Annotated in this window: 18 protein-coding genes; 12 read left to right on the top strand and 6 right to left on the bottom strand. The window is 62.6% G+C overall.

The genetic code is table 11. The annotated features are described in order from the left end of the window. Window positions 1-380: 380 nt before the first annotated feature. From NKI97_RS01130 to phnE (NKI97_RS01110), 5 genes are all read left to right on the top strand, one after another. Window positions 381-1,091, top strand: coding sequence for a DUF1868 domain-containing protein (locus tag NKI97_RS01130; RefSeq protein WP_352539452.1), 711 nt, complete (start codon window positions 381-383; stop codon window positions 1,089-1,091). 166 nt (window positions 1,092-1,257) lie between these two features. Further along, window positions 1,258-2,124, top strand: coding sequence for a phosphonate ABC transporter ATP-binding protein (gene phnC / locus NKI97_RS01125; protein WP_352539453.1), 867 nt, complete (start codon window positions 1,258-1,260; stop codon window positions 2,122-2,124). 90 nt (window positions 2,125-2,214) lie between these two features. Beyond that, on the top strand, window positions 2,215-3,123 hold the full coding sequence (gene phnD / locus NKI97_RS01120) for a phosphonate ABC transporter substrate-binding protein (protein WP_352448387.1): 909 nt from the start codon (window positions 2,215-2,217) through the stop codon (window positions 3,121-3,123). Between the two features lie 156 nt (window positions 3,124-3,279). Next, a complete protein-coding gene (phnE, locus tag NKI97_RS01115) occupies window positions 3,280-4,236 on the top strand; it encodes a phosphonate ABC transporter, permease protein PhnE (RefSeq protein ID WP_352539455.1) in 957 nt (318 codons plus the stop codon). 67 nt (window positions 4,237-4,303) lie between these two features. Further along, window positions 4,304-5,671 (top strand): phosphonate ABC transporter, permease protein PhnE, encoded by a 1,368-nt coding sequence (gene phnE, locus NKI97_RS01110; RefSeq protein WP_352502606.1) that lies wholly within the window; start codon window positions 4,304-4,306, stop codon window positions 5,669-5,671. A 25-nt stretch (window positions 5,672-5,696) separates the two neighbouring features. On the opposite strand, the gene NKI97_RS01105 is transcribed toward phnE (NKI97_RS01110), so the two are convergent. The 3 genes from NKI97_RS01105 to NKI97_RS01095 all read right to left on the bottom strand — a co-directional run bounded on the left by NKI97_RS01105 (window position 5,697) and on the right by NKI97_RS01095 (window position 9,173). Then, window positions 5,697-6,548 carry a sugar phosphate isomerase/epimerase family protein gene (locus NKI97_RS01105; protein ID WP_352832230.1) on the bottom strand — a complete coding sequence of 284 codons (852 nt, stop codon included), beginning with the start codon at window positions 6,546-6,548 and terminating at the stop codon, window positions 5,697-5,699. Between the two features lie 226 nt (window positions 6,549-6,774). Beyond that, window positions 6,775-7,962: a Gfo/Idh/MocA family protein gene (locus NKI97_RS01100; RefSeq protein WP_352832228.1), complete on the bottom strand. Its 1,188-nt coding sequence runs from the start codon at window positions 7,960-7,962 to the stop codon at window positions 6,775-6,777. A 155-nt stretch (window positions 7,963-8,117) separates the two neighbouring features. Further along, window positions 8,118-9,173, bottom strand: coding sequence for a sugar phosphate isomerase/epimerase family protein (locus tag NKI97_RS01095; RefSeq protein WP_352832225.1), 1,056 nt, complete (start codon window positions 9,171-9,173; stop codon window positions 8,118-8,120). Between the two features lie 392 nt (window positions 9,174-9,565). Here NKI97_RS01095 and NKI97_RS01090 point away from each other — a divergent pair, with 392 nt between their 5' ends. From NKI97_RS01090 to NKI97_RS01070, 5 genes are read left to right on the top strand one after another with little or no spacing between them, the layout of a single operon-like run. Beyond that, a complete protein-coding gene (locus tag NKI97_RS01090) occupies window positions 9,566-10,453 on the top strand; it encodes a sugar phosphate isomerase/epimerase family protein (protein WP_023675190.1) in 888 nt (295 codons plus the stop codon). Window positions 10,454-10,507: 54 nt separating this feature from the next. Beyond that, a complete protein-coding gene (locus tag NKI97_RS01085) occupies window positions 10,508-11,677 on the top strand; it encodes a mandelate racemase/muconate lactonizing enzyme family protein (RefSeq protein ID WP_023675189.1) in 1,170 nt (389 codons plus the stop codon). A gap of 1 nt (window position 11,678) precedes the next feature. Then, a complete protein-coding gene (locus NKI97_RS01080; RefSeq protein ID WP_352832222.1) occupies window positions 11,679-12,395 on the top strand; it encodes a FadR/GntR family transcriptional regulator in 717 nt (238 codons plus the stop codon). Window position 12,396: 1 nt separating this feature from the next. Continuing rightward, window positions 12,397-13,377: a hydroxyacid dehydrogenase gene (locus NKI97_RS01075; RefSeq protein WP_352448395.1), complete on the top strand. Its 981-nt coding sequence runs from the start codon at window positions 12,397-12,399 to the stop codon at window positions 13,375-13,377. 42 nt (window positions 13,378-13,419) lie between these two features. After that, a complete protein-coding gene (locus NKI97_RS01070; protein WP_023675186.1) occupies window positions 13,420-13,803 on the top strand; it encodes a DUF6748 domain-containing protein in 384 nt (127 codons plus the stop codon). Window positions 13,804-13,817: 14 nt separating this feature from the next. Here NKI97_RS01070 and NKI97_RS01065 read toward each other — a convergent pair whose 3' ends face one another. Beyond that, entirely contained in the window at window positions 13,818-15,113 is a 1,296-nt protein-coding gene (locus tag NKI97_RS01065; RefSeq protein WP_352448397.1) for an amidase, read from the bottom strand. A 120-nt stretch (window positions 15,114-15,233) separates the two neighbouring features. On the opposite strand from NKI97_RS01065, the gene NKI97_RS01060 reads away from it, so the two are divergent. Further along, window positions 15,234-15,581, top strand: coding sequence for a GFA family protein (locus NKI97_RS01060; RefSeq protein WP_023675184.1), 348 nt, complete (start codon window positions 15,234-15,236; stop codon window positions 15,579-15,581). On the opposite strand, the gene NKI97_RS01055 is transcribed toward NKI97_RS01060, so the two are convergent. After that, window positions 15,578-16,801 carry an MFS transporter gene (locus tag NKI97_RS01055; RefSeq protein ID WP_352448398.1) on the bottom strand — a complete coding sequence of 408 codons (1,224 nt, stop codon included), beginning with the start codon at window positions 16,799-16,801 and terminating at the stop codon, window positions 15,578-15,580. The genes NKI97_RS01060 and NKI97_RS01055 overlap by 4 nt on opposite strands. A gap of 91 nt (window positions 16,802-16,892) precedes the next feature. Between NKI97_RS01055 and NKI97_RS01050 the strand changes: the two genes are divergently transcribed. Beyond that, complete coding sequence (locus NKI97_RS01050; RefSeq protein ID WP_352448399.1) at window positions 16,893-17,873, top strand: AraC family transcriptional regulator; 981 nt, start codon at window positions 16,893-16,895, stop codon at window positions 17,871-17,873. A 12-nt stretch (window positions 17,874-17,885) separates the two neighbouring features. Here NKI97_RS01050 and NKI97_RS01045 read toward each other — a convergent pair whose 3' ends face one another. Continuing rightward, window positions 17,886-18,167 carry a hypothetical protein gene (locus tag NKI97_RS01045; protein WP_352448400.1) on the bottom strand — a complete coding sequence of 94 codons (282 nt, stop codon included), beginning with the start codon at window positions 18,165-18,167 and terminating at the stop codon, window positions 17,886-17,888. Window positions 18,168-18,272: the final 105 nt, after the last annotated feature.

Below are 18,272 nucleotides of genomic sequence, written 5' to 3'. Positions count from 1 at the left end.
TATCGTAACTAGAACGATTAAAAAAATGAGAATCATTAGAATAATGGCCGCGTCACGCCCATTTCCATAATTGTACAAGTATCCAGATATTGGATGGTTCAAGCTACCAACCCGATATAATGGACGTCAAAACCAGGGCCACTGTGAAACTCATCGCAGCGACTACCCCTGCAGCATACAGTCGCAACCACTGGCGCCAACGTAGCAATTAGGAAGCCTCTCTTTGATACGAGTTTGAATCTTTATTTCAATCTTGATGATGTGGAAACCCCGGCAGCATCACTTGGCGAATCATGCCTTTGATATTCTACTTCTTGGCACGGTTTTCATGTCCCTGACACATCGTCGGGGCAGGACGCGGCCTTCCTTTGGAGATCGCAATGCCTGTTTCAGTCAGACCTTCGCTCGCCGGATTCTTTGCCGGCTCGAACCCGACCCCTCCGGTGCATCTCGGCAGGCGCTACGACACCTCTGGTAATTTTCTCAACGAGCCCGGCAACACGGTCGTCTGCCATCTCGTCAACGGCTCGGCTTCGGAAGCGGTGATCATCGACGTGCGTGAGCGCATGCGCGCCATGCCTGATGCCGACGGGCTGGCCTTCACGCCCGTCTCCAGCCTGCACATGACGCTGTTCCAGGGCATCATCGAATACCGCCGCCGGCTTCCCTATTGGCCGGAGGATGTGCCGCTCGACACCAGCATCGACGACATGACCCGCCTCTATCAGGAACGCCTGAACGGCTTCGAAGGCTACGGCGCCTTCAAGATCAAGGTCGTCGATGTCGTGCCGACGGGCTTGACCGTTGCCGGCGCAACCGATGAGGACGTGCATATCCTGCGCGCATGGCGCGATGCCTTGTCGGCGCCTTTCGGATACCGGCATCCCGACCACGACACTTACGTCTTCCACATCACGTTCGCCTACCAGATCCGGCGTCTGGCGGACGAAGGGGCGTCCGAGTGGCAAGATCTGTTCGACGATTGCCTCTCGCTGTTTGCCCGCCAGGCTCCGGTGATCGAGCTGCGGCCACCTGCCTTTTGCCGCTTCAGGGACATGGAGCATTTCGAGGAGTTGCTGATCCTCGGCTGATCCCATCCAAGCCGCCCGGACGGCAGCGGTTTGGGTCAACTCGCCTTCGCGCCAAACGCGCCTGTGGGCAGTAACAAAACTGACATCAATCCGACACCGCAGGTTCATGCCGTTGCGCTAGCGAGGGTTAACAGACCTTCAACCGCGACTGGACTGGAACTTACCCATGTCAGCAACGCCAGAAATGTCAGCAACGCTCGAAATTCGCGGCGTCACCCGCCGGTTCGGCAAGAACACCGCTGTCAGCAATGTCGACATCTCGATTCCGCACGGTCAGATGGTCGGCATCATCGGTCGCTCCGGCGCCGGCAAATCGACGCTTCTGCGCATGATCAACCGCCTCATCGATCCGAGCCAAGGATCGATTTTTTTTGACGGCGCCGAAATTTCCCGGCTGCGCGGCTCGCCGCTCCGACGCTGGCAGCGCGACTGCGCCATGATCTTCCAGCAGTTCAACCTGGTGCCGCGCCTCGATGTGCTGACCAATGTGCTGCTCGGCCGGCTCAATCACCGTTCGACCGTGTCCAACCTATTTGGCATGTTCTCCCGCGGTGAATGCGCCGAGGCGGTTGCAGCCCTCGAGCGCCTCGACATCGCCCGCACCGCCCTGCAGCCGGCCGGCACGCTTTCCGGCGGCCAGCAGCAGCGCGTTGCGATTGCGCGCGCCATGATGCAGCAGCCGAAGGTGTTGCTGGCGGATGAGCCGATTGCCTCGCTCGATCCGCTCAACGCCAAGGTGGTGATGGATTCGCTGCAGGACATCAATTTGCGCGAGGGCATCACCGTCATCACAAATCTGCATACGCTGGATACGGCCCGCACCTACTGCAACCGCATCATCGGCATGGCCGCCGGCAAGGTCGTCTTCGACGGCCCGCCTGAAGCCCTCAACCGCGAGGCCGTGCGCATGGTCTACGGCGCCGACAGCAATGGCGGCGAAATCTCCGAGGCCATCACCTCCACCAGTGTCGCCATCAAACAGAAAATCGCTGCATCCGCCGGACCGCTCGAGCCCGCATTCCCGGGATATTGAGAACGGCCTGATCGCCCGCCCGCGTCAAAGGCACCTGTCAAAAAATTCGAACGCTACCGGCGCGAGGCCGGGACCAACAGGAGAGAGATAATGTTCAGGAAGATGGTTTTTGGCGCCGTTTCATTGCTCGCCATCGCGGCAAGCGCCGCTCACGCCCAGGATATCAAGGAATTCCGCATCGGCATCCTTGGCGGTGAAAACGAAGCGGACCGGCTGCGCAACTTTCAGTGCCTCGCCGATCACCTGAAGTCCGAATTCGGCTTCGAGAAGGTCTCGCTGTTCCCGGCCGCCGACTATGACGGCGTTATCCAGGGCCTGCTCGGCGGCACGCTCGATTTCGCAGAGCTTGGCGCGTCGGGCTATGCCAGCGTCTACCTCAAGGATCCGAACGCCGTGACCCCGATCCTCACCACCCAGCAGACCGACGGCGCGACCGGCTATTATTCGATCGGCCTTGCGCTGAAGTCGTCCGGCATCACCGACATCAAGTCGGCCAAGGGCAAGAAGCTCGGCTATGCCGACCCGGATTCGACCTCCGGCTACCTGATCCCGCTGACCCAGATCCCGAAGGACACCGGCGCTTCGAACGAAACCTTCTTCGCCTCGACTCAGTTCAATGGCGGCCACGAGAACAACCTTCTCGCGGTTCGCGACGGCAAGGTCGACGTGGCGGTTGACGATTCCTCGGGCATCGGCGACTTCAAGAACGGCTACACCTCCGGCACCTTCCACAAGGAAGTCGCCAAGGGCGCCGTGGACCCCAACGATTTCGTCGAAGTCTGGCGCTCCGGCTCGATCCCGAACGGCCCGCTGGTCGTGCGCACCGCACTCGGCGGCGATATGAGCGCCAAGCTCGCCAACTTCTTCACCAGCCTGCCGGCCAAGGACAAGCCTTGCTTCGAGGCCATCGAAGGCGGCGATTTCACCGGCTACGTTCCGGTGAAGCCGGACTTCTACAGCGTCATCGTCGAAGCCCGCAAAGCCGCGATCGGCGGCTGACGACAATTGCGGAAAGGGCGGCGTCCAGTAGAGCGACGTGCGTCCACTTGGACGCACAAAGTACGCTCTAACACTTAGATGCCGCATCGTGCTTTCCGAAAGTCGACTTTCGGGCCGATGCGGTCGCCACCTTTTTTTGTCCGCTCGTGATCCCGTATGACCTTCGCCGCTACAATTCGTTCAGACGCGGTCCGGCAGGCAGCAGACGCCTGGCGACGCCAGACGTCCTTGCGCCGGTTCTACACGGCGCTCGGCATCGGCTCACTGCTTGTCGCCATGTGCACAGCCATGTGGTTCGCCGACGAGGCCAATGCCGGACATTTCTTCGATCGGCTGCCGCACATACTGGATTTCCTTAGTTGGCTTGTTCCCAAGGACTGGAACGACGTCTGGCGGGCGCTGTTCGACATCACATCGCCGCACGACAAGGGCAGCCAAGAGTTCAACTTCCCGCTTGGCCGCGTCTATCTCTGGGGCGGCTTTTATCTACCCGAATATTTCGAGCTGATGCTCACCACGCTTAACGTGGCGCTGGTTTCCACTTTCATCGGCTTTGTCTTTGCGGTGCCCTTTTCCTTCATCGCCGCGCGCAACTTGACGCCGAGTCCGGTGCTCAGGCTCGTCGTCAAGCGCTTCATGGAACTGCTTCGCGCCTTCCCCGAGATCGTCATTGCCGGCCTGTTCGCAGCCATCCTCTCGACCGGCCCGGTCGCAGCCATTATCGCCATCGGCCTGCATTCCATCGGCGCCCTCGGCAAGCTCTTCTACGAGATCAACGAAAACATCGACATGCGCGCCGAAGAAGGCCTGCGGGCGGTCGGCGCCAACTGGTTCGAGCGCGTGCGCTTTGCCGGCCTGCCGCAAGTGCTGCCCAATTTCATGTCCTACACGCTGCTCAGGATCGAGATCAATGTGCGTATCTCGACCATTATCGGCGCGGTTGGCGGTGGCGGCATCGGCGAGGAACTGAAGCTCTCCATCTCGCGCGGCTTCGGCGCCAAGACGCTGGCATTGGTGCTGCTGCTGTTCACGACGATCTTCCTCGTCGACCAGTTTTCCGCCTGGCTACGCCGCAAGCTCGTCGGCGAGCAGGCATTCATGATGGGTGCCTGACCATGATCCCAAAAAGTGGATTCCGGTTTTTGGAAAAGATCATGGCAAATCAACAAGAAGACTGCCCATGGCCGCAATGACCGCCGATGAGATGCGGTCGATCGAGGAGCGCTTTCCCCAAGTGTTCCGGCGGCCCTTGTACAAACGCTTCGGCCCGCTGGTCCTGTTCACAGGCATCCTGCTCTATCTCCTCTACGCCTTGTGGTTCTTCAGCCTGCCGCAAGTGCTGAGGGAATCGCACTGGGAGCGCCTGCCGCTCTTCCTGACGCAATGGATCAGCTACGATCTGCAGCCGGAATTCCGTCTCGACCAGCCTCAGATCACACCCAGATACCCGCGTTTTTCGGCGCTCGGCGAAGACCCGCATCCCGATTGGGTCATCACCAACGCCAACGGTTCCTACACCATCCTGATCGACGGCCGGGCCAAATCGGTCATCTTCGACAAGACCGAGGCGACGCTGGTCGCCAATGGCCAGACGGTGCCGGTGTCCTTGGCCAGCGGCAAACCGGTAATATCCGGCCCGGTGCCGGAGTGGATCACCGCGCATGACGATGAGATCGTCGCCAGGATGGGCTTTGCCGGCGAGGTCCGTATAACCGTCGATCGCGTCAAGGTCCGCAAGCGCTTCCTCGGCTGGGCGAATTTCGTCTTCGACACACGCTCGCCCTTCTTCGGCAAGTCGCCCGGCGAGGTGGTCTCGTTGCTGGTGTCCGGACCCCAGCTCAAGCCGGGCACATCAAACATTGCGCTGGCCGCCGATAATATCTGGAACAACGCCCAATGGCAGCATGGCGACGTCTGGACGAAGCTGTTCCAGACCATCGTCATGGCGTTTCTCGGCACCTTGCTCGGCGGCATCGTTGCCTTCCCGCTCGCCTTCTTCGCCGCCCGCAACATCACCCCGAGCGGCCTGCTTAGCCAGGTGCTAAAGCGGTTCTTCGATTTCATGCGTTCGGTCGACATGCTGATCTGGGCGCTGTTCTTCACCCGCGCCTTCGGCCCGGGGCCGCTTGCCGGCAGCGCCGCGATTTTCTTCACCGAGATCGGCACGCTCGGCAAAGTCTATTCGGAAGGCCTCGAGAACATCGACGACAAGCCACGCGAGGGCATCCAGTCGACCGGCGCCAACGGCTTGCTGGTGCAGCGCTATGGCGTGCTGCCGGAAGTGATCCCGGTCTTCATCAGCCAGACACTCTATCAGTGGGAATCCAACACCAGGGGCGCGACGATCATCGGCGCCGTCGGTGCCGGTGGCATCGGCCTGAAGCTCTGGGAGGCCATGCGCACCAATTCCAACTGGGCCAATGTCTTCTACATGGTGCTCTTGGTCCTGCTCGTCGTTTTCATCTTCGACAACATTTCCAATTTCCTGCGCCGCCGCTTGAGCAGGACGATCCACGACTACAACCGGATCCAGGCCGGCCAGGGCTGACGGGGGGCGTTGCGCAGGCGTGCGGTTAGGGCGCCTTCCTCCATCCATTCCTGATATGCCTGTAGCCGTCGCGGTAAACAGCTTCCGGGCCTTCGGAAAAGTCGCGCCACACCTTGGTGGCCGCGGCCAGATCCTTCAGCGAACGCCCGAACGCCTCGATCGTCAGCCAATCGTCGTAGCCGCTCTTGCGAATGGCGGAGAAAGTCTCCTTCCAGGGGACGTGGCCGCGGCCCGGCACGCCGCGATCGTTCTCCGAAATATGGATATGGACGATGTTCTTGCGGTTGCGCACATAGGCGCCGATCGGGTCGGCCTCTTCGATGTTGGCGTGGAAGGTGTCGTACATCGCCTTGATGTGCGGCCGGTCGATCGCGTCGATATGCGCCGACAAATCGTCCATCGTGTTGAGCAGATAGCATTCGAAGCGGTTGAGCGCCTCCAGCCCGATGGTGATGCTCTTGTTGCCGGCATAGTCGCCAATGGCGCGTTGCGAAGCGATCGAACGTTTTTTCTCGGCCGCCGTCGGCCCGCTGCCGGAGAAGGCTCCGAGTGTCGAATGCAGCGGGCCGCTCAACGTGTTCGCGCCAAGCGCCTGAGCGCAGTCGATCGCCGATTTCATGTAGTCGATCCCGGCCTTGCGCGTCGAGGCGTCGGCCGAGATCAGGTTCATCGCCGGATCGCCCATCGCCGAGACGGCGGTACGTTGCAGCCCGATGCGGTCGAGCAACTCACCGAGCTTCTTGTAGTCGTCCGGCGTGCCGGAGAAGACCGGTATCTCGACGCCGTCGAAGCCGGTCGCCTTGATATCCCTCAACAACGGCTCGTGTTTTTTCATGACACTGGTCGTCCACAACAACATGCACATGCCGATTTTCATCGACGCCCCTCCCCTTTGACGGCCGGGCTTGCTCCTCCGGCGACTTCGCCACAAGCCCCCTCATCCGGCCACTTCGCGGCCACCTTCTCCCCGCTGGGGAGAAGGTGCAGACGCCAACGCAGGCGATCTCCTCTCCCCTCGGGGAGAGATCGGAATGCCCCCAATTGCCCTTGCAATTCGGCTGGCATCCGGGTGAGGGGGACTTCCCGTTAACCGGACGCAGTGATTAAAGTTTCGTCCACGCTCCATTCTTCTTTGACGACTTCACGCAGGCCTCGATGAAGGCCATGCCTTCGACGCCGTCTTGCACAGTTGGGAAAACGACATCCTTAGCCGGCTTGCCGCCCCTCCGGCGCGCCGCACGAATGGCCCGCGCGGCTTCCTGGTAGATGTTGGCGAAACCTTCGAGATAGCCTTCCGGATGGCCTGGCGGAACGCGGCTGACGCGCCCGGCGACGGGCAACGCTCCCGCGCCGTTTCGGGTGATCAACTGCTTCGGCTGACCGAACGGCATGTACCAGAGATAGTTCGGATCGGCCTGCACCCATTCGAGCCCGCCCTTCGAGCCGTAGATGCGCAATTTCAGGCCGTTCTCGTGGCCGGGCGCCACCTGGCTTGCCCAGATCATGCCCTTGGCGGGGTGCGACCCGCCGACCGGCTTGAAGCGCAGCAGCACATTGATGTTGTCGTCGAGCAGCCGCCCCGGGACGAAGGCATCGAGATCGGCCGACAACGAATCGAGCTCCAGCCCGGAGACGAAACGGGCGAGGTTGTAGGCGTGCGTGCCGATATCGCCCAGCGCACCGCCGGCACCGGCCTGCTTGGGGTCAGAGCGCCACGCAGCCTGCTTCTGGCCGGTGGCGGCCAGGTCTTCGGTCAGCCAGTCCTGCGGATATTCCGACTGCACGATGCGGATGTCGCCGAGCTGTCCCTTGGCCACCATCTCGCGTGCCTGCCGCACCATCGGATAGGCGGTGTAGTTATGCGTCAGCACGAACACCTTGCCGGTCTTTTCGACCAGCGCCGCCAGCCTCTTTGCCTCGGCCAGCGTCGTCGCCAGTGGCTTGTCGCAGATGACGTGGATGCCGGCCTCGAGAAAAGCTTTGGCGGCCGGCACGTGCACATTGTTCGGCGTGACGATGGCCACCACCTCGATGCCATCCGGCCGCTTGGCCTCCGCCTTGGCCATCTCGGCATAGGAGCCGTAGCTGCGTGCCGGATCGAGCCCAAGCTCGGCCGCCGAGGCCTTAGCGCGCTCCGGATTCGACGAGAGGGCGCCAGCAACCAGCACGAACTCGTTATCCATGCGCGCCGCGATGCGATGCACCGCGCCGATAAATGCGCCTTGTCCGCCGCCAACCATGCCGTAACGGATCGGACCGCCTCCCGTTTCCGTCTTCGATGCGCCAACCATGATTTTCTCCCTCGTCACTGAAATACCCCTCCGCTTGAGGGGAAGGTGGCCCGCAGGGCCGGGTGGGGTTGGTTCATGCCGAGCTCTACGCCCAGCGACCCACCCCGATCCGCTGCGTGGATCGACCCTCCCCTCGAGGGGGAGGGATATCTGTGCTAGATCCCCATCATCTCGCGCAGCACCTTTTTATCGGTCGTGCCGCCGGCGAAATCGTCGAATGCTTTTTCCGTCACCCTGATGATGTGGTGCTGGATGAAGGGGGCGCCTTCGGCAGCACCATCCTCCGGGTGCTTAAGGCAGCATTCCCATTCCAGCACCGCCCATGAATCGTAATTGTATTGGGTGAGCTTGGAGAAGATGCCGCCGAAATCCACCTGCCCGTCGCCGAGCGAGCGGAAACGCCCGGCGCGGTTGGTCCAGCTCTGGTAGCCGGAATAGACGCCTTGCCGCCCGGTCGGATTGAATTCGGCGTCCTTGACGTGGAACGCCTTGATCCGCTCGTGGTAGATGTCGATGAATTCGAGATAATCGAGCTGCTGCAGCAGGAAGTGCGACGGGTCGTAGTTGATGTTGCAGCGCTTGTGGCCGCCGACCGCATCGAGGAACATCTCGAATGTCGCGCCGTCGAACACGTCCTCGCCCGGATGGATTTCGTAGCCGACATCGACGCCGTTCTCGTCATAGACGTCGAGGATCGGCTTCCAGCGCTTGCCCAGCTCGGCAAATGCTTCCTCGATCAGTCCCGCTGGCCGCTGCGGCCATGGGTAGAGGTATGGGAAGGCCAACGCGCCGCAAAACGACACCGACGCCTTGAGCCCGAGATTTTTCGAAGCCTTGGCGGCGAACTTCATCTGTTCGACCGCCCATTGCTGCCTGGCTTTTGGATTGTTGTGCACCGCAGCCGGGGCAAAGCCGTCGAACTGCGCGTCATAGGCGGGATGCACCGCCACCAGTTGCCCCTGCAGATGCGTCGACAGTTCGGTGATTTCGACGCCGGCATCGGCGCAGATGCCCTTCACCTCGTCGCAATAGGCCTTGGAGGAGGCTGCCTTCTCGAGATCGAACAGTCGGGCGTCCCATGTCGGGATCTGCACGCCCTTGTAGCCCAGACCAGCCGCCCATTTGGTGATCGAGGCCAGCGAATTGAACGGCGCGGCGTCGCCCGCAAACTGCGCCAGGAACAGACCAGGCCCCTTCATCGTCGTCGGCATCGGCATCTCCCTATGTTTCACGACCAAGCATAGCGCCGATTGAAAACAGGGCCAGCGTCTTTGGTCTCTTTGCACAGCGCGCTCAGCGCTGCTATTCTGGTATTACCAAATGCCGAAATCTGGTCAAGCCATTTGAAGCGCTGCGACGGTCCTGCAACCATGCCGAGTTAAGCCACATGTTTAAATATAATCAATAGCATAGACAGGAGCCAACGCTTGATGGCAGCAGTTCTTGCCGTCCAGATGAAATTACTGTAGACGTCCCTTCAAGCCCAATTGGTCGAACCAGTTTGCAAAAAATGCTGGGACGCCTTGGGGAGGAATCATGCGGCACGCTTCGGCAGAGTGCGCCGCAGGCGAACTGGTACAGGCGATTCTGGGAAGGATAGACCATGCATCTTTCGACGCACAATTGGATGCGGGCGGAGCCGCTGGAAACGACGCTCAAGCGCATCAAGAAATTCGGCTACGAGTCGATCGAGATCTCCGGCGAACCCGAACAGTACAAGCCTAAGGAGACGCGCGCACTGTTGAACGAGTACGGCATTCGCTGCTGGGGAGCGGTGACGCTGATGCTGGGCGAGCGCAATCTCGCCGCCAAGGACCAGGGCCAACGCGAGCGCTCGGTGCAGTATGTCAAGGACGTGCTGACCATGGTCAGCGAACTTGATGGCGAGATCATCACGCTGGTTCCGGCCACCGTCGGCAAGGTGGTGCCGGACGGCACCGAGGAAGAGGAGTGGAAATGGGTGGTCGACGCCACCCGGGAATGCTTCACCCACGCCAAGAAGGTCGGCGTCAAGATCGCGGTCGAGCCGCTCAACCGCTTCGAGACCTATCTGTTCAACCGCGGCGCCCAGGCACTGGCGCTGGCCGATGCGGTCAGTCCCGAATGCGGCGTCTGCCTCGACGCCTACCACATCCACATGGAAGAATTTAACGTCTACGACGCCATCCGGCAGGTCGGCAAGCGCCTGTACGACTTCCATGTCGCCGACAACAACCGCTTCGCCGCCGGCCTCGGGCAGATCGACTGGCCGAAGATCGTCGGCACGCTGAAGGAGATCGGCTATGATGGCGCGCTGACCAATGAATTCGTCGCCCCCGTCGACCGCACGCCGGCTGCCCCCTATCCCGACATGGTCGAACGCAACCCCGTCGACATCTCGCCGGAGCAGTTGAAATTCATTCAGGACCACGGCTCCAGCGTGCTCACGGAGAAATTCTACACCGACCAGATGCGCATCAACGCGGAAACGCTGCTGCCGCTGATCAAGTAGCCGAGCCGTTTGGAAAAGCCCTTCCGCCTCACCGCGGCCGGGCCGAGGATGAACATGCGCATCAAGACGGTCCAAGCCTGGTGGGTCCGCATACCGATCGAAGCCGCGAAGCAGCACCGCAGCGACTTCGGTCAGGTAGCGACGTTCGACGCCGCCATCCTGCGCATCGAGACCGACGACGGGCTGGTCGGCTGGGGCGAGGGCAAGAATGCCGCCGGCAGCGCCGGCAGCTACGGCGCCCTTGTCCATTTGCTGAACTACGAGGTCGGCCCGCAGCTGGTCGGCCGCGACCCGGCTGACATCGGCGTCATATGGGAGATGCTCTATAATGGCACGCGCCACGACAGCGCCGCTCGCGCTGGCCACGCCATGCCGCAATTGGCACGACGCGGCATGAGCATCGCCGCTATCAGCGCCGTCGACATCGCATTGTGGGACATTCTTGGCAAATCGCTCGGCGTTCCGGTCTGGCGGCTGCTCGGCGGCCGCAAGCTGGACCGCATGCCGGCCTATGCTTCCGGCGGCTGGGCCACTGCGGAAGCCATCGGCGACCAGCTGCAGTCCTACATCACCAAGGGCGGTTTCAAGGCGCTGAAGATGCGCGTCGGCGCCATGGACGGCGCCCCACATATCTCGGCCGCTCGCGTCCGTGCCGCCAGACAGGCGCTCGGTCCCGATATCGACCTGATGGTCGACGCGCACGGCACCTACACGGTGGCCGAAGCCAAGCGCTTTATCCATCTCGCCGGCGACCTCGATCTCGCCTGGTTCGAGGAGCCGGTGATCGCCGACGACAAGCCCGGCATGGCCGAGGTGCGCGCCTGCGGTTCGATCCCGATCGCCACCGGCGAAAGCGAGGCGACGCGCTATGCCTTCCGCGACCTCGCCGTGCTCAAATCCGCCGATATATTCCAGCCGGATCCGGCCTTTTGCGGTGGCATCAGCGAGGCGATGAAGATCGGCACCATCGCCAGCGCCTTCAATCTGCGCTTTGCGCCGCATCTTTGGGCCGGCGCGCCCTGCTTCTTTGCCGGGCTGCATGTCTGCGCTGCTTCGCCGGCGAGCTTCACCGTCGAATATTCGCTCGGCGCCAACCCGATGATCCACGATCTGATCGAAGAGACTGTCGAAGCAAAGGACGGTATGGTAGCGATCCCTGATAGACCCGGGCTGGGATTCACCATTTCGGAGCGGTTCCTGGAGGCGCACGCGCAACACGGCTGACATGAAAGAAAAGAACCTTCTCGCGGAACTCGCCGCCTATCTGTTCTCCCATTCGGACAAGGAGACGGGCCGCACGCCGTCGGAGCGCGAACTGGCAGAGCATTTCGGCGTCAGCCGCGGCCAGATCCGCGAGGCGCTGGCCATTCTCGAGGCCATGCGCATCGTCGAGCGACGGGCGAAATCCGGCATCTACATCGATGCGAAGCAGGCGAGCGTCGAGGCGATGGCGCTGTTCGCCCGCGCCGGCCTGCCGCTCGATCCCGTCCAGATCTACGAGACGGTCGAGTTGCGCAAGATCCACGAGATCAAGGCCGCCGAACTTGCCTGTTCACGCGCCACCGAGGAGAATTTCGAGCGGCTGCGCGAGATCCTGAAGGCCTCCGAGGATCGCATCGCCGCCGGTGAAGGGCTTGCCCGGGAAGACCGCGAGTTCCACCTCGAGATCGTGCGGGCGACCAAGAACAGCGTCTTCCACAATATCTGCAGCGTCTACTACATGATGGGTGAACTGCGCCTGCCGATCTATTTCAACGATCCCGAACGCAGCGTGCGCTCCCATGCCGAGCATATCCAGATCTACGAGGCGCTGCTGCGCCGCGATGGCAATCTCGCCCAGGCGCTGATGAGCGCCCACCTGCAAGGCGCGGAAAGCTACTGGAAGGGGCTGATCGAGGGGCGTGGGGCGGAACCGGAAAGCCCTGCGCTCGAAAAGGCCTGAAATGCCCAAGATCCTGTCAACACACAGACTGCACCCTCGTGCCGCTTCCATGCTGACCGGGGCCGGCGAACTCGTCGTTGCTTCCGCCCTCGATGCGGCCACGCTGGCCGCCGAGGCGAGGAACGCCGATGTCATCATCGTTCGCGCTCCCTTGCCTGCGGCGCTTTTCGAAGGCGCGAAGAAGCTCAGGGCCGCGATCCGCCACGGCGCCGGGCTGGACATGGTACCGATGGAAGCGGCCAATGCGGCCGGCGTGCTGGTGGCGAATGTGCCGGGGGTGAACGCGCGATCTGTCGCCGAATATGTGATGTTCGCGGCGCTGGCGCTGCTTAGGCGCTTCCGTGTGTTGGACCGCGACTTGCGTGCGAAGGGCTGGCTGGCGGGCCGCGAACACACGGTGGTGGCCAGCGAGCTAGCGGGCAAGACGATCGGCATTGTCGGCCTCGGCGCGATCGGTCAGGCGGTTGGCCACATCGCCGCCCATGGGTTCGATCTGAATGTGGTGGCGACGACGCGCAGCATGCGGCCGGCGCCGGACAGGGTCGGCTTCCTGTCGATCGATGCACTCATCGAGCAGAGCGACATCATCGTTCTGTGCTGCCCGCTGACGCCCGAAACACGGGGGCTGATCAGCCGCGAGCGCATTGAGCGGATGAAGCCGGATGCGCTGCTGATCAATGTTTCGCGCGGGCCGGTGATCGATGACGACGCGCTGATCGAGGCCTTGCAGAAGGGCCGCATCGGCGGCGCTGCGCTCGATGTTTTTGCTACACAACCGCTACCGCCCAACCATCCTTATTTCGGCTTCGACAACGTCATCGTCACCCCGCACATGGCTGGGATTACCGAGCAGTCGATGATGCGCATGGGCGTCGGCGCGGCTGGCGAAGCCTTGCTGGTGCTGGCCAACAGATTGCCGGTCAATCTGCGCAACCCCGAAGTGGTCGAGCACTACCGGCGGCGGTTCCCTGCCGATTTCTGAAAGCGCCCCAATGTTCCCGAATTCGCCGGCGATGGTGCCAGCATGGCAAGCGTCACAAAATTCCTACTGACCGCCGGCTTCTGCGTGGCGACGGCGCAAGCCTTCGCCAACGGACAGGGTAGCTACGTGTTCTGCGACAACGGCATACGCTGCGTGGCGGCACCCTGTCCATCGAACAGCGCACTCGACCTCGCTGCTGGGAAGCTCATCAAAGGCGTTTCAATCGACATCGATCGCCTGCCGCAGCAAGACAAGGCGCTCGATCTTTCAGACAAGCTCTATGCCGGCAAGGTCGTTGTTGTCGGCTCGATCGAGAACCGCACCCGGACCTTCAACGGCAAGCGGTACACCCTGCCTTGGCTGGTCGCCACCAGCATCGAACGCGCCGCCAAGGACAGCGAACGCGGCCACTGCTCGTCGCGCTGACACGCGCTATCCGATCAATTTGCAAGCAGCCCCTCCACGCCGGCTGCGATGCGCAGTAGGTGGTGGTCATGGCCATTGCGCGCCACCAGCATCAGCCCGGCCGGACGCGTCATTCCCGGCATCGGCAGCGAGATGGCTGATAGATCGAACTGGTTGGCGACCTGCGTGTTGCGCAACAGAAGGCCTTCCGTCCTGTTGCACAGAGCCTCGTCGCTGGTCATCGACACGATCGTCGGCGCCGTCACCGGTGTGGTCGGCAGGGCCAGCACGTCGACCGACGCCAGCCGGTCATCCATCGCGGCGGCCAGCGCCGTGCGGCGGCGCATTGCCCTGATATAGACCGTGGCCGGAATGGCGGCGGCGCGCGACAATGGCCCGCTTACCCGCGGGTCGACCGGCCTCGTCGCTCCCGTCGCCAGCCAGTCGGCATGGATCTCCGCCCCTTCCATCGCCGCGATCGACGCGCGTTGGGTTGCCACGCGCAGATCGGCAAGCAGGTCGTCGATCGACAGCTCCACAAGCCGTGCGCCGCTAAGCTCTATCTTGCGCAGACACCGGTCGAACGTCGTCGCGACCTCTTCCTGCGTATCATCGAACAGCACGCCGCGCGCAATACCGATGCGCAGGCCGTCCAGCGGCAGCGGCAACAGTGCCGCCAGGTTTTCGCCCGACATCACTGCATCGGCCGCCGCACATTCGGCGACGGTGCGGGCCAGCGGACCGATCGAGTCCAGCGTGGCTGACAGCGGAAACGCACCCGCAAGCGGCACGCGCCGCGCAGTCGGCTTGAAACCGACGACGCCATTCAGCGATGCCGGAATGCGCACCGAACCACCGGTATCGGAACCGATGGAGATTTCGCTGGTGCCTTCGCCCACCGAAACGCCGGCGCCTGAGGAGGAGCCGCCCGGAATACGGCTGGCATCGCTAGCATTGCCGGGCGTGCCATAATGTGGATTGACGCCGATCGCAGTAAAGGCGAACTCGGTCATGTTGGTCTTGCCGAGGATGATTGCGCCGGCCTGGCGCAACTGTTGCACGACAATGGCATCCCGCAGCGCCGGCGCTGCGTTGGCGAGCAGCAGAGAGCCCGCCGTGGTCGGCTCGCCGGCGACATCGAACAGATCCTTGATCGAGACGATCGCCCCATCGAGCGGCCCGAGCGTGACGCCGGCTTTTCGCCGCGCATCGGTGGCGTCCGCCGCCGCCCGTGCGGCTTCCGGGTAGAGCTTTACGAAAACCCTCTCATCGTCGACGCGAGCGGCAAGAGGCGAAAGAATTGCTTCGAGGTGATCGCGGGCTGATTGCATTTTTCGGTGTCGGACTCCGCGCGCTTGCAACGTCTTAAGGTAGTAGCCAGAAACTGGCCGCAGGAGACATAGCCCGGCACGGTCGGATTTGCACCTGTCGAACCGAAGGAGGAAGGCCCGATGCTCTACCAAGGCAGCTGCCACTGCGGCAAGGTCGCGTTCGAGGTCGAAGGCGAGCTGACCGGAGCCGTTCGGTGCAATTGCTCGATCTGCTCGCGCAAGGGTGCACTGCTATGGGCAGTTCCGCATGAGAGCATGCGGGTGCTTGCCTGGGGCGATGATCTCGGCCGCTACAGCTTCGGCAACCATGTCATCGCCCACCGCTTCTGCCGCAGCTGCGGCATTCACCCCTTCGCCGAGGATGTCGGCGAAGGGAGCGGGCGAAGTGCCTATATCAATATCAATTGCATCGAGGCGTTGGACGTCGCCGCCGTGCCGGTCTTCGACTTCGACGGCCGTTCCGTTTAGGCCTTGGGGTCGTCGATCGGCTTGGGGCCAAGGAAGAACGCCGCCAGTGCCGCAAGCAACGTCGCCGCCGCGCAATAGGCGAAGGCGGTGGCAACGCCGGTATTGTCGACCAGCAGGCCGCCGAAGACGGCGCCCAACGCGATGGCGACCTGGAACGTCATAACCATGAGCCCACCGGCGCTTTCCGCCTGATCGGGGGCGGCCCGCACCAGCCAGGTCTGCAGCCCGACTGGGACGGCGCCGAAGGCAAAGCCCCAGCTGGCCACTGCTATTGCAGCCACGACGGGTGAACCTCCGACCACCAGCAGCAGGAGCGCCGAAAACGCGATCAGCAGGGGCGCCAGGCTGACGGCTGCCTTGAGGCTGCGTTCGGCAATGAAGCCGCCGGCAAAATTGCCGAAGAAGCCACCAATGCCGTAGGCGAGCAGCACAAGCGAGATCGTCTCGATGTCCAGCGCGGGCACCTTCTCGAGAAACGGGCGGACATAGGTGAAGCCGGCAAAATGTCCCGAGGCGACCAGCAGCACCACCAGCAGCGCCACCCTGATCATCGGCCGCTTCATCACCTCCAGCAGCGTACGAAAACCTGCCGTACCTGCAGGCGGCAGCTTCGGGATGGTAGCCACCTGCACCAGCAGCGCCAGCGCACCAACCACGGCGGCGATCATGAACGCCGTCCGCCAGCCCCAGATGTCGCCGACATAGGCGCCGACCGGAGCCGCGCAGACCGTCGCCACCGAAACGCCGGTGAGAATGATCGACATGGCACGCGGCATCAGCCGCATCGGAACGAGCCGCATCGCCATGGCTGCCGACATCGACCAGAAGCCGCCAAGACTGATCCCGAGCATGATGCGGGCAATCAGAAGAACGGGAAGCGAGGACGCAAACGCGGCCACCAGGTTTGACAGCACAAGCAGCACCGTCAGCGCCCACATGACCAGCCTGCGGTCCAGCCGCTTGGTGACAATAGCCATGGTCGGCGCCGCAATCGCGCCAATGACGGCGGTGGCCGTTACCGCCTGCCCGGCGGCGCCTTCGGTGATGCCGAGATCCTGTGCAAGCGGCGTCAGCAGGCTGGCAGGCAGAAATTCCGCGGTCACCAGGCCAAAGACTCCGAGCGCCAGGGAGACCACCGCCCCCCATGCGGGCTCGGATCGTTCGCCGGTTTCCGATGGGTCGAGAACGGCGTCCATGACGCCTGTCGCGGGTTCGGTCATGAGGGATCTCCGATCTGGTTGCAGCGCAGCATTTGGCTGCAATGCAACATAGGGAGTGACTGTCTGGAGTTTCCATGCTAGAAACACCATTATGCTTGACCGTTCGTCCAAAATTCCAATCACCGGTGATCCGCTGACAGACATATTGCGCGGATTGCGCCTCGAAGGCGTCGATTACGGCCGTTGCGAGATGAAGGAACCCTGGGGCATCCATTTTCCGGCTCAGGCGGCGGCACGGTTTCATTTCATCGGCCGCCAAGGCTGCTGGTTGCTGCAGCCGTCCGGTGAATGGGTCGAGCTCAAGGCGGGCGACGCTGCCTTGTTGCCGCGCGGCTCAGCCCACACGCTGGCGAGCGAGCCGGGTATCGAGGCGGCGCCGATCCACGGCTATGATGTCGAGGAAATCTGCAAGGGTGTCTATTGCATGTCGAATGACGGCATGCCCGGCTGCCGTCCGGGGACCTTGCTGTTTTTCGGCAGCATGTATTTCAATCTCGATGGCTTGCACCCCTTGCTCGGCATGATGCCGGACGTGATGCGCGCACATGAGTTGGAGGCCTATGAGCCAGGTATCCCGCATTTGCTGGAAGCGATGGCCCGCGAGGTGACGATGGAGCGCGTCGGCTCTGGCGGCATCCTGGCGCGGCTGGCCGATGTGCTCGCCGCGACCGTCATCCGCTCATGGGTCGAGCGCGGCTGCGGCGACTCTTCCGGTTGGATTGCGGCGGTCAGGGACCGCGAGATCGGCCGGGTGCTGGCCGCGATCCATCTGGAACCGAACCGCGACTGGACGGTGGAGGCTCTGGCGAAGATGATGGGTGCCTCGCGATCAGGTTTCGCCGAGCGCTTCGCAACCATTGTCGGCGAAACACCGGCAAAGTACGTCACGCAGGTGCGGATGCACCAGGCGAGGCAATGGCTGGTCCGCGACCGGCTCAAGATTTCCGTCGTCGCGGCGCGCCTCGGCTACGAATCCGACGCCTCCTTCAGCCGCGCCTTCAAACGGGTCATCGGATCGCCGCCCAGCCATTTCCGGGCCGAGGAACAGGCGGAGATCCGCCAGGCCGGCTAAACGTTGGCCGGCTTATTGCTCGGTGATGCAGGCCGAGCCGGCGCTGCTCTTGCAATATTTGCCGGAGGCCCCGCACCTGCCATCCGAGACTTCCACGACGGTGCCGCTCAACAACAGCTTGCAGTCGCTGGTGGACAGATTGACCGTGCCGTTGAGGTCCTTGATCTTCTTGGCGTCGACCTTCGCGCCGGCGACAACTTTCTTGGCTGCCTGCGCCTCGCCCAGATGCGCCGCCGACAATCCCATACCGGCGACGAGCAGGATCGTCGCAAAACTGCGGAACAGATTTCCCATAGCCAACCCTCCATTTTGGGCCTCCAAATTGGGCTTGCAAAGCCCGTTTGGGACCAAAGGATCAGCCTATTCGACAAATCGGAGCATCCGCATCCCCCGTACGGG

Source organism: Mesorhizobium sp. M0296 (genome assembly GCF_040321675.1).
In the GTDB taxonomy this organism is placed as follows: Bacteria; Pseudomonadota; Alphaproteobacteria; order Rhizobiales; family Rhizobiaceae; genus Mesorhizobium.
Note: the sequence above shows the minus strand (reverse complement) of the source record. Positions and strands in the feature narration are given on the sequence as shown.

Coding starts and splice junctions, on each gene's coding strand:
- NKI97_RS01130 (WP_352539452.1), top strand. CDS start 381: ATGCCTGTTTCAGTCAGACCTTCGCTCGCCGGATTCTTTGCCGGCTCG.
- phnC (WP_352539453.1), top strand. CDS start 1,258: ATGTCAGCAACGCCAGAAATGTCAGCAACGCTCGAAATTCGCGGCGTC.
- phnD (WP_352448387.1), top strand. CDS start 2,215: ATGTTCAGGAAGATGGTTTTTGGCGCCGTTTCATTGCTCGCCATCGCG.
- phnE (WP_352539455.1), top strand. CDS start 3,280: ATGACCTTCGCCGCTACAATTCGTTCAGACGCGGTCCGGCAGGCAGCA.
- phnE (WP_352502606.1), top strand. CDS start 4,304: ATGGCCGCAATGACCGCCGATGAGATGCGGTCGATCGAGGAGCGCTTT.
- NKI97_RS01105 (WP_352832230.1), bottom strand. CDS start 6,548: ATGAAAATCGGCATGTGCATGTTGTTGTGGACGACCAGTGTCATGAAA.
- NKI97_RS01100 (WP_352832228.1), bottom strand. CDS start 7,962: ATGGTTGGCGCATCGAAGACGGAAACGGGAGGCGGTCCGATCCGTTAC.
- NKI97_RS01095 (WP_352832225.1), bottom strand. CDS start 9,173: ATGCCGACGACGATGAAGGGGCCTGGTCTGTTCCTGGCGCAGTTTGCG.
- NKI97_RS01090 (WP_023675190.1), top strand. CDS start 9,566: ATGCATCTTTCGACGCACAATTGGATGCGGGCGGAGCCGCTGGAAACG.
- NKI97_RS01085 (WP_023675189.1), top strand. CDS start 10,508: ATGCGCATCAAGACGGTCCAAGCCTGGTGGGTCCGCATACCGATCGAA.
- NKI97_RS01080 (WP_352832222.1), top strand. CDS start 11,679: ATGAAAGAAAAGAACCTTCTCGCGGAACTCGCCGCCTATCTGTTCTCC.
- NKI97_RS01075 (WP_352448395.1), top strand. CDS start 12,397: ATGCCCAAGATCCTGTCAACACACAGACTGCACCCTCGTGCCGCTTCC.
- NKI97_RS01070 (WP_023675186.1), top strand. CDS start 13,420: ATGGCAAGCGTCACAAAATTCCTACTGACCGCCGGCTTCTGCGTGGCG.
- NKI97_RS01065 (WP_352448397.1), bottom strand. CDS start 15,113: ATGCAATCAGCCCGCGATCACCTCGAAGCAATTCTTTCGCCTCTTGCC.
- NKI97_RS01060 (WP_023675184.1), top strand. CDS start 15,234: ATGCTCTACCAAGGCAGCTGCCACTGCGGCAAGGTCGCGTTCGAGGTC.
- NKI97_RS01055 (WP_352448398.1), bottom strand. CDS start 16,801: ATGACCGAACCCGCGACAGGCGTCATGGACGCCGTTCTCGACCCATCG.
- NKI97_RS01050 (WP_352448399.1), top strand. CDS start 16,893: ATGCTTGACCGTTCGTCCAAAATTCCAATCACCGGTGATCCGCTGACA.
- NKI97_RS01045 (WP_352448400.1), bottom strand. CDS start 18,167: ATGGGAAATCTGTTCCGCAGTTTTGCGACGATCCTGCTCGTCGCCGGT.